The sequence below is a fragment of the Oryzihumus sp. genome (assembly GCF_054325275.1).
This window is the reverse complement of the sequence record NZ_JBTCWL010000041.1, coordinates 22,890-35,423: the sequence shown is the minus strand read 5'-3', so window position 1 is coordinate 35,423 and position 12,534 is coordinate 22,890. Positions and strand designations below refer to the sequence as shown.

General features: G+C 72.8%; 14 protein-coding genes. 6 read left to right on the top strand and 8 right to left on the bottom strand.

Annotated elements, in window-relative coordinates:
* Nucleotides 1-241: 241 nt before the first annotated feature.
* Nucleotides 242-2,116 carry an acyl-CoA dehydrogenase gene (locus ACXVGS_RS11940; RefSeq protein WP_458529041.1) on the bottom strand — a complete coding sequence of 625 codons (1,875 nt, stop codon included), beginning with the start codon at nucleotides 2,114-2,116 and terminating at the stop codon, nucleotides 242-244.
* Nucleotides 2,117-2,406: 290 nt separating this feature from the next.
* On the opposite strand from ACXVGS_RS11940, the gene ACXVGS_RS11935 reads away from it, so the two are divergent.
* Together ACXVGS_RS11935 and ACXVGS_RS11930 are read left to right on the top strand one after the other, a co-directional pair.
* Complete coding sequence (locus ACXVGS_RS11935) at nucleotides 2,407-3,903, top strand: AAA family ATPase (RefSeq protein ID WP_458529042.1); 1,497 nt, start codon at nucleotides 2,407-2,409, stop codon at nucleotides 3,901-3,903.
* Between the two features lie 79 nt (nucleotides 3,904-3,982).
* Nucleotides 3,983-4,333 (top strand): hypothetical protein, encoded by a 351-nt coding sequence (locus ACXVGS_RS11930; RefSeq protein ID WP_458529043.1) that lies wholly within the window; start codon nucleotides 3,983-3,985, stop codon nucleotides 4,331-4,333.
* Between the two features lie 8 nt (nucleotides 4,334-4,341).
* Here ACXVGS_RS11930 and ACXVGS_RS11925 read toward each other — a convergent pair whose 3' ends face one another.
* From ACXVGS_RS11925 to ACXVGS_RS11900, 6 genes are all read right to left on the bottom strand, one after another.
* Nucleotides 4,342-4,650 carry a winged helix-turn-helix domain-containing protein gene (locus tag ACXVGS_RS11925; RefSeq protein WP_458529044.1) on the bottom strand — a complete coding sequence of 103 codons (309 nt, stop codon included), beginning with the start codon at nucleotides 4,648-4,650 and terminating at the stop codon, nucleotides 4,342-4,344.
* On the bottom strand, nucleotides 4,647-5,219 hold the full coding sequence (locus tag ACXVGS_RS11920) for a hypothetical protein (protein ID WP_458536983.1): 573 nt from the start codon (nucleotides 5,217-5,219) through the stop codon (nucleotides 4,647-4,649). Before ACXVGS_RS11920 ends, ACXVGS_RS11925 begins: the two co-directional genes overlap by 4 nt.
* A 194-nt stretch (nucleotides 5,220-5,413) precedes the next feature.
* Nucleotides 5,414-5,827: a universal stress protein gene (locus ACXVGS_RS11915; RefSeq protein WP_458536982.1), complete on the bottom strand. Its 414-nt coding sequence runs from the start codon at nucleotides 5,825-5,827 to the stop codon at nucleotides 5,414-5,416.
* Between the two features lie 92 nt (nucleotides 5,828-5,919).
* Nucleotides 5,920-6,510 carry a hypothetical protein gene (locus ACXVGS_RS11910; protein ID WP_458529047.1) on the bottom strand — a complete coding sequence of 197 codons (591 nt, stop codon included), beginning with the start codon at nucleotides 6,508-6,510 and terminating at the stop codon, nucleotides 5,920-5,922.
* A 198-nt stretch (nucleotides 6,511-6,708) separates the two neighbouring features.
* Entirely contained in the window at nucleotides 6,709-8,457 is a 1,749-nt protein-coding gene (locus tag ACXVGS_RS11905) for a GAF domain-containing protein (RefSeq protein WP_458529048.1), read from the bottom strand.
* Between the two features lie 88 nt (nucleotides 8,458-8,545).
* A complete protein-coding gene (locus ACXVGS_RS11900; RefSeq protein WP_458529049.1) occupies nucleotides 8,546-9,013 on the bottom strand; it encodes a universal stress protein in 468 nt (155 codons plus the stop codon).
* Nucleotides 9,014-9,197: 184 nt separating this feature from the next.
* On the opposite strand from ACXVGS_RS11900, the gene ACXVGS_RS11895 reads away from it, so the two are divergent.
* The 3 genes from ACXVGS_RS11895 to ACXVGS_RS11885 all read left to right on the top strand — a co-directional run bounded on the left by ACXVGS_RS11895 (nucleotide 9,198) and on the right by ACXVGS_RS11885 (nucleotide 11,027).
* On the top strand, nucleotides 9,198-9,860 hold the full coding sequence (locus ACXVGS_RS11895) for a response regulator (protein ID WP_458529050.1): 663 nt from the start codon (nucleotides 9,198-9,200) through the stop codon (nucleotides 9,858-9,860).
* A 176-nt stretch (nucleotides 9,861-10,036) separates the two neighbouring features.
* Nucleotides 10,037-10,201: a DUF4396 domain-containing protein gene (locus tag ACXVGS_RS11890; RefSeq protein ID WP_458533559.1), complete on the top strand. Its 165-nt coding sequence runs from the start codon at nucleotides 10,037-10,039 to the stop codon at nucleotides 10,199-10,201.
* 88 nt (nucleotides 10,202-10,289) lie between these two features.
* Complete coding sequence (locus ACXVGS_RS11885) at nucleotides 10,290-11,027, top strand: biosynthetic peptidoglycan transglycosylase (protein ID WP_458533556.1); 738 nt, start codon at nucleotides 10,290-10,292, stop codon at nucleotides 11,025-11,027.
* A gap of 6 nt (nucleotides 11,028-11,033) precedes the next feature.
* On the opposite strand, the gene ACXVGS_RS11880 is transcribed toward ACXVGS_RS11885, so the two are convergent.
* Nucleotides 11,034-11,504 (bottom strand): MarR family winged helix-turn-helix transcriptional regulator, encoded by a 471-nt coding sequence (locus ACXVGS_RS11880; protein WP_458529052.1) that lies wholly within the window; start codon nucleotides 11,502-11,504, stop codon nucleotides 11,034-11,036.
* Between the two features lie 96 nt (nucleotides 11,505-11,600).
* Here ACXVGS_RS11880 and ACXVGS_RS11875 point away from each other — a divergent pair, with 96 nt between their 5' ends.
* A complete protein-coding gene (locus tag ACXVGS_RS11875) occupies nucleotides 11,601-12,491 on the top strand; it encodes a DMT family transporter (RefSeq protein WP_458529053.1) in 891 nt (296 codons plus the stop codon).
* Nucleotides 12,492-12,534 lie beyond the last annotated feature (43 nt).

Genomic DNA, 12,534 nt, shown 5'->3' with positions numbered 1-12,534 from the left:
CCGACCTGGCCACCATCGTCACGATCGCGGCGACGGTGGGCGTGCTGCCCGCCGGAGTGACCCGGTTCCGGGCGGCCACCCCGCCCCGCACCGTGGACGTCGGCTTCGAGGAGCTCGGCGCCCCCGCGTCGTTGTCGAGCTGACGGGGACGCGACGAAGGGCCGGCACCCCTGTGCGCCGGCCCTTCGTCGGTCCTGGTCCCCCGGCACCACCCCTGCGGTATGCCGGGAGGTTGCTCCCCTTAGAACGCCTCCTCGGCGACGTCCATCAGGGAGTTGTCCGTGGCCTCGGCGATCTGGCGCTCGGCCGCGATCCTGGGCAGGACGGTCCGCGCGAAGAAGGACGCCGCGGCGACCTTGCCCTCGTAGAAGCGGCGGTCCTTGTCCGACGGGCCGGCGGCCAGCGCCGCCTTGGCGATCTCGGCCTGGCGCAGCAGCAGCCAGCCGACGACGAGGTCTCCGGCGGCCAGCAGCAGGCGGCTGGTGTTCTGGCCGACCTTGTACAGGTTGGTGATCTCGCCACCGTCCTGGCGCGGGTCGGACTTCATCAGCTCGCCGACCATGTAGCCGAGGATGCCCTGCACGTCCTCCAGGGCCTTGCCGAGCAGCTCGCGCTCGGTGTCCAGCGCGCCCTCGGTGGCGCCGAGGTTCTTGGCGAACTCCTGGATCTGCATGGCCACGTGGCCGAGCGCCTGGCCCTTGTCGCGGATGATCTTGCGGAAGAAGAAGTCCAGGCCCTGGATCGCGGTCGTGCCCTCGTAGAGCGTGTCGATCTTGGCGTCGCGGATGTACTGCTCGATCGGGTAGTCCTGCAGGAAGCCCGAGCCGCCCAGGGTCTGCAGCGACTCCTGGCCGAGCAGCACCCACGCGCGCTCGGAGCCGACGCCCTTGACGATCGGCAGCAGCAGGTCGTTGACCCGGTTGGCCATGGCCGCCGGGGAGTCCTTCTCCAGCTCCTCGAGGCCGGTCTCGAGCTGGGCCTGGTCGACGACGTCCTGCTGCGTGGCGGTGTAGAGGACCAGCGCACGCAACCCCTCGGCATACGCCTTCTGGAGCATCAGCGAGCGGCGCACGTCCGGGTGGTGCGTGATGGTCACGCGCGGGGCCGACTTGTCGGTCATCTGGGTCAGGTCGGCGCCCTGGACGCGCTGCTTGGCGTAGTCGAGGGCGTTGAGGTAGGCCGTCGACAGCGTGGAGATGGCCTTGGTGCCGACCAGCATCCGGGCGTGCTCGATGACGCGGAACATCTGCGCGATGCCGTCGTGCACGTCGCCGAACAGCGTGCCGACCGCCGGCTCCTTGTCGCCGAAGGTGACCTCGCAGGTCGTGGAGACCTTCAGGCCCATCTTGTGCTCGACGTTGGTGACGTTGGCGCCGTTGCGCTCGCCGAGCTCACCGGTCTCGAGGTCGACGTGGAACTTGGGGACGATGAACAGGGACAGGCCCTTGGTGCCCGGGCCGGCGCCCTCGGGGCGGGCGAGCACGAAGTGGACCACGTTGTCGGTCATGTCCGACTCGGCGGAGGTGATGAACCGCTTCACGCCGGTGATGTTCCAGGTGCCGTCCTCGTTCTGGACGGCCTTGGTGCGGCCGGCGCCGACGTCGGAGCCGGCGTCCGGCTCGGTCAGCACCATCGTGCAGTGCCAGCCCTTCTCGGCGATCCAGCGGGCGAGCTTCTTCTGCTCGTCGTTGCCGAGCACGTAGAGCAGCTTGGCGAAGGAGTAGCTGGCGGCGAACATCGCGATCGCCGGGTTGGCGCCGAGGACCATCTCGTTCATGGCCCACTTCAGTGACGGCGGGGCGACGGTGCCGTCGAGCTCGCCGGGGACGTCGACGCTCCAGAACCCGGAGTCGACGTAGGCCTGGTAGCTCTTCTTGAACCCCTCGGGCATGGCCACGGAGTAGGTCTTGGGGTCGTAGACCGGCGGGTTGCGGTCGGCGTCGGCGAACGAGGCGGCGAGCTCGTTCTCGGAGAGGCGGGCCACCTCCTTGAGCATCTCGCGTGCGGTGTCGGCGTCGACCTCGGAGTAGGGCCCGTGGCCCAGCACGTCCTGCCGGCCGAACACCTCGAAGAGGTTGAACTCCAGGTCGCGAAGGTTGCTCTTGTAGTGGCCCATCGGGCGGTCCTCCGGTGCTCGCATCAGTGGCCAGAGATGGCCGAACGGGGAGCCCGCCTGTTACTGGCGGGTAACTTCCATGATGCTACTGGTCGGTAACAGGCGCAAGCCCTGCCCCCGCCCGCGCCGACGTGCCGGTCATCACCGCCCCCACGCGCGGGACCTGTCGGCCAGGCATCCGCGCACCGACGCCACGCCCGCCGGGTCGGGCAGGCAGCTGCGGCGATCGCACCCACCACGCCCACCAGCCCGCTAGCGTGACGGGCCTGACCCGGGGGAGGCGATGACCGATGCGACCGTACGCCGAGATGTGGCAGCAGGACAGCACGGAGGGGACCCAGGCTCGTGCTGACGTCCGCCCGGAGCTGGCCGACGTCGGCCGGCTCGTCCGCCGGGCGGTCAGGGGTGCGGTCGGCGCGGCGCGGGCCGACGACCGGGCGACGCTGAACAGCCTGCTGCGCGACCACCTCGGCGCCGCAGGTGCCGGAGCCGACGTGGTCGAGGAGCGCTGGGCGGCGTACGAGCACGTCAACGTGCAGGCCGGCATCGACGCCTGGCTGGCCACCGTTGACGCCCACGAGGTGGTGGGTGTTGTCGGCTACCAGCACCACGAGTTCGGCCTGGCTCGCCTGCTTGACGCCAGCCACGACCCGTTCGGGGCCCGTCCCGGGCGCGTGGCCCGCGTCAACCTGGCCAGCGGTCCTGGCGGGGCGGTGCGCGCGTGCGTGCGCTGCGCGCTCTACCTGGTCGCCCAGGGCGGGCAGCCGGCGGCCGTCCTGTTCCGCGGGCCGGAACCTCACAGCGGCATGCCGGCCGTGTCCGTGGAGGTCGTCAGCGCGGACACGGGCAGCAGCTCCGCGATCGCGGAGCAGGTCCGTGCGCTGTCCCTCCGGCACAACGTCTTCCGCGGCCAGGTGCTGTCCTTCGGCCGAAACGTCTTCGAGCCCTACGGTGGCGGCGAGGCGGTCATGACGTTCCATGAGCGCCCGACGCTCCCGCCGACGGAGCTGGTCCTCCCGGAGGCGACGCGGGCGGCGGTCCTGCGGCACGTGGTGGGAGTCGCCCGGCACCGGGACCGGCTCCTGGCCTCCGGGCAGCACCTCAAGCGCGGCGTGCTGCTCTACGGGCCTCCCGGGGTGGGCAAGACCCACACGGTGCGCCACCTCATCAGCGGTCTCGCCGGCACCACAGTGGTCGAGCTGACCGGCGACTCGCTGCACCTGATCGGCGCGGCCTGCTCCGTCGCGCGGGTGCTTCAACCCTCGATGGTGGTCGTCGAGGACGTCGACCTCATCGCGGAGGACCGAGGCATGCATCCCGGTCAGCACCCACTGCTGTTCCAGCTGCTCAACGAGATGGACGGTCTGGCCGAGGAGGCCGACGTCGTCTTCCTGCTGACGACCAACCGGGCCGACCTGCTCGAGCCCGCGCTCGCGGCCCGGCCTGGGCGGGTGGACCAGGCCGTGGAGCTGACGCTGCCGGACGCTGACGCCCGCCGGGCGCTGTTCGACCTTTACCGAGGCGATCTCGTCATCGACGACAGCCGCCTGGAGGAGGTGCTCCGGCGGACGGAAGGCGTGACCGCCTCGTTCGTGAAGGAGCTGCTGCGCCGCGCTGCGGTGCTCGCCGCTGATCACGAAAGGCGTGACGCCTCGGGGCCCCTCACGGTGTCCGCCGATGACCTGGACGGCGCGCTCGAGGAGCTGCTGGAGACCCGCAGCGCGATGACCCGAAGCCTGCTCGGGGGACACCGGGGCATCTCCGAGGCCGGGCACCCGGAGCGCTGAGGGCGGCCGCCGGGCCGGGGCGCCCGGTGCCTGGCCGCCCGGGCTTGCCGGGACCCCTGCCGCGCCGCAGACTGCGGCTGTGGTCGAGTCGGAGTTCGAGCGGTTGCTGCGGTGTCCGAGCTGCGGCAGTGACGAGGTGCACGTGCTCGTCCGCGAGTCCGGGCTCAGCGCTCCCCTCGACATCTTCGGGTTCGGGGCGATGGGGACGGCGAATGCACCCAAGGACGTTCGGTGCGCCGACTGCGGCCATCGCTGGGTGCGACCGTCGATGAGCGCCCTGCAGGAGCTCGCCGACCGCAACCTGGCCCGCCGGTTCGAGGAGCTCGAGGCGCGCGCCGAACAGCTCCGCCGGGAGCTGCCGCGGCGCCCTGACGCCGGGAGGGCCCGGCCGGCTGAACCGCGCCCGCCAAGCCCGGATGGCAGGCACTGAGGGCGGGGTCATGCGCCAGGGACCTCGTCGATCATCTGCCGCAGCGCAAGGATGTGGCCCTTCAGTGCGCGACGCCCGGCCCGCGTGATGCTCACCCACGTGCGGGGCCGCCGGGCCTCGAACGTCTTCTCGATCTCGACGTACCCCGCCTGGTGGAGGACCTCGAGGTGGCGGCCGAGGTTGCCGTCGGTGACTTCCAGGTTGTCGCGCAGGTAGGTGAAGTCGGCTCGTCCCGCGGTGGCCAGGATCGTCAGGATGCCCAGGCGGACGCGCTGGTGGACGGTGTCGTCGAGCCGGGTGCTCGGGTGTCCGGTCATGAACGGCGGCTCCGGACCGCCACGACCGCCCCCGCCACCAGTGTGGCCACGGCGATCGTCACCCCCAGGGTCATGTCGACGGCGGGAAGGTCGAACCGGTTGTTGAACTGTGCCATCCCCACGGCGAGACCGAGCAGCCCGGCGACCAGGCCCCAGGCCACGAGGAGCCGGCTGGAGCAACGAATGCCGGCGAGCAGCACGAGGGCCATGATCACCGGATAGGGCCCGAGCACCCATGTGAGGATCGGGCCGAGCGCGACGACCAGGATGGCCACGACCAGGGCGGTCCAGGCGACCGCCCTGGACTGGCGGCCGACGCCGCGGCGCTTCTCCCGCCAGTGCACGTACAGCCACACCACCACCAACGACAGCGGGGCCAGCGCTCCGAGCCAGAAGCCCCCGTCGCCGTGCAGGGAGTCCGGGAATCCCGGAGCGCTGGAGCCGAGGTTGAGGGCCACGGTCACGCAGGACAACACGCCCGCCGCGATGAGCACCACCGCGTCCATATCGGTGTCGCGGCGCGCCCGGGCAGCCAGGTGATCCAGCTCGGCCACGGTGTCGTTCGTCATCGCTTCCCCCACGTGAGCGCCGATCGGGTGCCGATTCTGTCATCCACACCACTCTGCGCTACAGAGTGAATGAGTCTGGAGGCTGTCGTCAAGCCCGGACACGACCTGGTGCCCGCCGCGCCGCGCGTTCCCGGCCGGGTCGGGGGGACACGCGGCGCCGCGGGCACCGGGTGGGCACGTCGCGTTCGTGTGGCTCAGGTGCCCGGCTCGCCGCCGACGGTGAGGACCTCGCACGCCGCGTGCTCGCGGCACCACCGGGCGACCGCCGGTCCGCCGTGCGGGACGTCGGCCCCGACGACGAGCAGGCTGGCCGCGCCACTGCGGTCGACGAGGACCGAGGCCGGGTCGCCGGAGACGGTCTCGAAGGTGAAGCTGACCCGCGAGCGGCCGTGCAGGGCCCGCAGGGCGGCGTCGAAGGTCAGCTCGTCGGCCTCGGCGCGCTCCTCGGGAGTGGTGCCGGGCGGGACGACCTGGACGAACCTCAGGCCGCAGCCGCGGCGGGCGGCCTCCTGTGCCGCGACGCGTGCGACGGCGACCGGGTCCTCACGGCTGACCACACCGGCGAGGACGGGCAGGTCGGGGGCGGTGGGGGTCTGCGACGTGGTCATCGAGGGGTCCTTTCCCTGGGAGAGCCGGCGGCCACGCCCCTCCCCCGCGGGGGCGGGGAGGGACGTGGCCCCGGGGGTTGCCGGCGAGGCGGTCAGGCGGTGGCGACGGCCGGGACCGGATGGCCCTGACCGAGGTGCAGCTCCTCGGTCGCCGAGGCCCGGCGCAGGTGCCAGAAGCCCAGCAGGCTCATCACCAGCAGCACCCCGGCCGCCACGAACGAGACGATGGCGCCGACGAGGGCGATCTGGCCCATCTGCCAGAAGGCGTAGGCGTTGAGCAGCAGGCCACGCAGGGTCTCACCGCGGAAGACGGTCTGGACCTCGCCGGCCAGCTTCGTGTCGGTGGGGTTGGCCAGCGCCTTGGAGCTGAGCTGGGCGTAGGTCTGACCGCCGGTCATCTCCTGCAGGTGCACGGCGATGAAGTGGTCCGCGTAGGCCTTGGCCTGGGCGCCGTTGGTCATCTGCTGGCCGGCGTACTGGCTCAGGTACGGCTTGATGGCCGGGTCCTTGAGGGCGTCGCTGCCTGCCGGCGGGAAGAAGATCTTCTGTGCGCTGAGCTGGCTGTGGACCTCGCTCTGGACGAACGAGTGGGCCCAGGTGAGCAGGCCGCCGGCAACGAGGAGCATCGCCGCGACGATGAGCCCCACGGTGGTCAGCAGCGCGTCGAACGTCTTGCGTCGCATGGCTACTTCTCCTTGCCCGGGCCCGGTGGGCCCGAAGAGGTGCTGCCTTTGTTGGCAGGACCACCTTCGCGTGGGCGTTGGGGCGGCGATCAGGGTCCGCGGGCCCCGGTCCGGGTGGACCTTGGTCCCCAACCTGCGCGGCCCTACGGCCCGGCAACAGGCCAGGAGCGGGTATGCCGTGCCGCCCCCGCCGCGGAGTCAGCCGCGGACGAGCGGCACCGACCAGCGCACCAGCGTGCCCGAGCCCGGCCCGGGGCCGACCTCGCACGTCCCGCCGTGGGCCTCGGCCCGGGCGCGCATGTTGGCCAGGCCGCTGGAGCGGTCGGGGGTGCCGATGCCCTGGCCGTCGTCGCGCACCTCGAGGACGACCTCCCGGCCCGCGGTCACGCTGACCTCGACGTGGGACGCCCGGGCGTGCCGCGCCACGTTGGACAGGGCCTCGCGCAGCACGGCCTCGAGGTCCCGGCCCACGTCGGCGGGGACCACCGTGTCGACCGGGCCGCTCGTCTGCAGCCGCGGGGTGAAGCCGAGGGTGCTGCCGCTCTGCATGACCACGAGGGTGAGCAGGCTGCGCAGGCTGGCCGGGGCGTCGTGCCGGACCTGCAGGGTGAAGATGCTGTTGCGGATCGCCTTGATCGAGTCGTCGAGCCGACCGACCAGCTCCATCAGGCGGCCCGCCTCCTCGGGGGTGGCCCGCGTGGCCATGCCGTTGAGGCCGAGGCCGACGGCGAAGATGCCCTGGATCGCGTGGTCGTGCAGGTCCCGGGCGATCTGGGCCCGCTCCTCGGCCATCTCGTTCTCGCGGGCCGCTGCCTGGTTGGCCGCCACGGTGAGCACCAGGGCGGCCTGTGAGGCGAAGTCGCTGACGAGCTCGACGTCCTGGGGCGTGAACCGCCTCGACCCCGGCAGGTTGCCGACCGCGAGGACGCCCAGCACGCCCTCGGCGGTCGACAGCGGGACGGCCACGAACGGGCCGATGCCCAGGTTGCGGATCGGTCCGGCCATGCCGTCCTCGGCGCGCAGGTCCTCGAGCACGACAGGCTCGCCCGTGCGCAGGGCGACGCCGGTGGCCGAGGCGTCGGCGGGGATCGGCTGACCCACGAGCACCTCACCGTCGAGCCCGTCCGCGGCGGCGACGCTGAGGTCCCCGCCGGGCTCCGGCACCACCACCGCGGCGAAGTCGGCCCCGGCGGCGGAGCGCACGGAACGGGCGACGAGCAGGAGGCCCTCGGCCCGGTCCAGGGTGCCCAGCAGGGTGTTGGTGATCGACCGCGACGCGTGCAGCCACTGCTCGCGACGCGAGACCGCCTCGAAGAGCCGGGCGTTGTTGATGGCCGCCGCGGCCGCTGCCGCCAGCGACTGCGCCAGCTCCTCGTCCTCGGCGGTGAACTCGCTGCCGCCGACCTTCTCGGTCAGGTAGAGGTTGCCGAACACGTGCCCACCCACGCGCACCGGGACGCCGAGGAAGGACGTCATCGGGGGGTGCCCCTCCGGGAAGCCCACCGAGCTGGTGTGTCCGGCCAGGTGGCTCAGGCGCAGCGGCTGGGGGTCGGAGATCAGCTGGCCGAGGATGCCCCGGCCGGTGGGCAGCGAGCCGATGGTCTCGACGGTCTGCGCGTCCATCCCGGAGTGGACGAACTCGACGAGGGTGCGGTCCTGGCCGACCACGCCGAGGGCGGCGTACTGCGCTCCGACCAGCGTGCGGGCCTCGTCGACGATCCGCTGCAGCAGACTGGTCAGGTCGAGGTCGCTGACGATGGACTGCAGGGCGCGCAGCAGGCCGTGCATCCGGTCCTGGGTGCGCATGACCTCCTGCGCCCGTTCCACGAGCTGCTCGAGGAGCTGGTCGAGCTCGAGGCGAGCCACCGACGGGAAGGTCAGGGGGTCACCGGCGGGCGCGACCACCGGCTGACGGCTCCCGGTGGCGTCGGGTCCTCGTGGCGCCATCGTCGGCCTCCTCCTGCGGGCGGGTGCCGGACCAGAATAGGAGGCTCAGGGGGCCCGCACCTGCAGATCGCCGCAGGCGCGTGGTGGGTCAGCCTGCGGCGACGGTCGGCGCGTCGTCCTGCGCGGCGCGCGGCGCCGGGACGGCGACCACGGGGCAGGTGGCGTGCGAGAGGCAGTAGTGGCTGACCGATCCTTCGAGCAGGCGCCGCACGCCGGTGTGCTCGCCGGTACCCACCACGAGCAGTGACGCGTCCTGCGAGCGACGGGCCAGCACCGGCCCGGGGCGCCCCTCGTCGACGTCCAGCACCCAGCGGACGCTGGTCTCCTCCGCGCCGAGGCTGTCCTCCACGAACCGGGTGGCCCGGGCCCGGGCGTCGGTGATCGCCGTGACCAGGTAGGGGTCCGGTGCCGTCGGCATGCCGCCGCTGGGCAGGGTCCAGGTGTGCACGACCCTCAGCGTCTGGCCGGTCAGCCGGGCGAACCGCGCGGCCCAGCGCAGGGCCGCCGCCGAGCTCGGGGTCTCCTCGACGCCGACGACGATCTGGTGGCGCTCCATGGTGTCCTCCGCATCGCGTGCCGCCGGGGCCGGCGGTGACTCGACGGTCCCTCGGTGGGGTCGCGTGTCGGCACGGTTGTCCGTCCCTCGCCCGTGGGGCTTTGGTCCCGAACTGTCGGGACCACGGTCGCCCGCGGCCGCCAGACCGTTGTCCTGCGGCCTGAGGTTTGTGATGCTTCAGGGCATGACGCTGACTGGTGGGACCGCTGAGCCCATCCGGGTCTTCGTGCTGGACGACCACGAGGTCGTCCGCCGAGGGCTGCAGGAGCTGCTCGAGAGCGGGGGCGACATCACCGTGGTGGGGGAGTCAGGGCTGGCCGCCGAGGCCACCCGACGGATCCCGGCGCTCCGCCCGCACGTGGCGCTCCTGGACGGCCGGCTGCCGGACGGCTCGGGCGTCGACGTGTGCCGCGACATCCGGTCCCGGCACCCCGAGATCGCGGTGCTGATCCTGACCTCCTATGACGACGACGAGGCGCTCTTCGCCGCGATCATGGCCGGGGCCTCGGGCTACCTGCTCAAGCAGGTGGGCGGCACCGACCTCATAGACGCGGTGCGCCGGGTCGCGGCCGGGCAGTCCCTGCTGGACCCGGGCGTCACCCACCAGGTGCTCGAGCGGCTGCGCCAGGGGCCACCCCAGGACGCCGCCCTCGCGCCGCTGACCGACCAGGAGCGGCGCCTGCTGGAGCTGATCGGCGAGGGCCTGACCAACCGCCAGATCGGGGAGCGGATGCACCTGGCCGAGAAGACGATCAAGAACTACGTCTCCGGGCTGCTCGCCAAGCTCGGCCTCGAGCGCCGCACCCAGGCCGCTGTCTTCGCGAGCAAGCACCTGCCGCCGCACTGAGGGCACATACCCTGAGGGGGTATGCGCTGTCGGTTCATGACAGCGCACCAAGACTCCCCGGGAACGCTGACCCGCCAGGCGGTCCAGGCGACACTGCGCTGCCTCACCGGGCGCCACCCGGTTGGCGCTGGCGGCGGACACCCTGTCCATCGTGACCATCGAGCTCATGGACACCGCTGTGTCCTCGTCGTGCCGGGCGCCATGGCCGCGGCCTGACCGAGGCCCTGTTCTGGACGAGCCTGGCGGTCTCCCTCGCGGCGGCCTTCGTGGTGACCGTGCCGGTCAACCGGTGGCTCATCGCGCGCGGACGCGGCCACGCCGTCGTCCACGCCCACCACTGATCGGTATGCCGTGTGGCCGGCCGGCCACACGGCATACCGTCAGGTGACTCACCGCCGGCTCACAGCCTCCGTGCCTACCTTCGCGGAGATGGCCCCTCCGCCGGCCCCGGTCCGGGCCGCCCGCCGGCGCGGCCGGCTGCGGCGGCTGGGCATCGTCGTGGGCTGTGGCGTCGTCGCCCTGCTGCTCGCGCTCGCCGCGTTGTGGCAGGTCACCCCCGGCGTGCAGGACGCGCAGGCGCGGGTACGCGCGGCCGAGCGGGCGCACGGCGCGCCGCCCCTGCCGTCCTTGCCGCGGGACGACAAGGTCGCCCGCGCCCTCGTGGCCACCGAGGACAGCCGCTTCTGGACCAGTCCCGGGGTCGACCCGCAGAGTGTGGTCCGGGCGGGCGTGGCCACGGTGACCGGCAGCTCCGACGTCGGCGGCGCCACCCTGGAGCAGCAGCTGGCCAAGAACCTGTGGTTCGGCGGACGCCGTGACCGCGCCGCGCAGCTGCAGGAGGCGGTCCTCGCCCTCAAGCTGGACCGCTCGTGGAGCAAGGACGAGCTGCTGCGGATGTACCTCGCCCAGGTCTACTTCGGTCATGGCTTCTACGGCCTCGCGCAGGCCTCCCACGGCTACTTCGGCCGGGAGCCCGCGCAGCTGTCGTGGGCCCAGGCGAGCATGCTCGCCGGCCTGGTCCAGGCGCCCTCCGGGTACGACCCGCTGGTCCACCTCCAGGCGGGCAGGCAACGCCAGCGCCACGTCCTGGACCGGCTCGTGAGCACCGGTGTCCTCACCTGGGCCGAGGCCGACGCGGCGTTCGCGGCGCCGCTGCACCTGGCCTGAGCCGGGTCAGTCGCACTCGGGCAGGCTCACCTCGAACTGCTGGACCAGCCGGCAGGACAGTGCGTGCAGCTGCTCCCGGCCGGCCTCGTCGAGGGGGTTGAGCACCATGGCGCGCACGGCTGCCACGTGGTCGGGCGTGGCGCGGCGGACGGTCTGCAGGCCCTCGTCGGTGAGGTGGGCGAGGTTGCCGCGGCCGTCGGACTGCGCCGGGGACCGCTCGACCCAGCCCTTGTCCTCCAGCCGGCGCACCATGTGGGACAGCCGGGACGCCGACGCGTGGGTCAGGGCGGCGAGCTCGCTCATCCGCAAGGTGCGGTCGGGCTGGTCCGCCAGCGCCGCCAGCACGGCGTAGGAGAACAGGTTCAGGCCCCGCTCGTGGAGCCCGGCGTCCAGCGCCGAGGACATGAGGTCCAGCAGGGCCGCGAACGCGCCCCAGGTGCGTTGCTCGTCCCCGCTGAGCGCTCCGGTCTCCGACATGGCGTCACTGTCCGGGGACGGTGGTGGACGGGTCAATCACCCGTTCGGGTGAACACCCCTCCTCCGACCGGCCGTGCCGACCGGCACAATCGCGGCGTGCGCACCCTCCTCCTGCTGGCCGTCGGCGTCGTCGCGGTGTCCCTGTCCGGGCCGCTGATGGCCGCCGCGGTCGTGCCGCCACTGGCGATCGCGTTCTGGCGCAATGCGTTGGGCACCGCGGCGATCGCGCCGGCTGCGGTGACCCGCCAGCGTGCCGAGCTGCGCTCGCTGACCGGTCGACGGCTGGGCCTGGTCCTCGCCTCCGGTGCGGTGCTCGCGGTGCACTTCGCGACGTGGGTGACCTCGCTGACCCTGACGTCGGTCGCCTCGGCCACGGCGATCGTGTGCCTGCAGCTCGCGTGGGTGGTGTGCTGGCAGCTGCTGCGCGGCGAGCGGTTCGGGGCCACGGTGGTCGCCGGGCTCGCCCTCGCCTTCGCCGGCGTGCTCGTGGTCTCCGGGGTCGACCTGACCCTGTCCACCCGCGCCGTCGCCGGGGACGGCCTGGCACTCATCGGCGGCATGGCTGCGGCCGCCTACACCGTGATCGGATCGCGGGCTCGCCAGTCGGCCAGCACCACCACCTACACCTTCGTCTGCTACGGCTCCTGCGCGGTGCTGCTGGCGGTGGCGTGCCTGGTGGCGGGGCAGCGGCTCGGCGGCTACCCCGCCGGCCAGTGGGCCCTGCTGCTGCTCATCACCGCCACCGCCCAGCTGCTCGGCCACTCGGTCTTCAACCACCTGCTGGCCACGACCGGCCCGCTGCTGGTCTCCCTGGCCCTGCTGCTGGAGGTCCCCGGCGCGGCGCTGCTCGCGGCCGTCATCGTGCACCAGAAGCCGCCGGTCACCGCGCTGGCAGGACTGGCGGTGATGGTCGCGGGGATGGCCCTTGTCGTGGCCGGCCGGCGGACCTCCCGGGCGGTGCCCGCGGTGGAGGCCCCGGTCGACTGAGCAGCCGGCTCGGGTCGGGGCGGGGACTTGAGGTCTGCGGCAT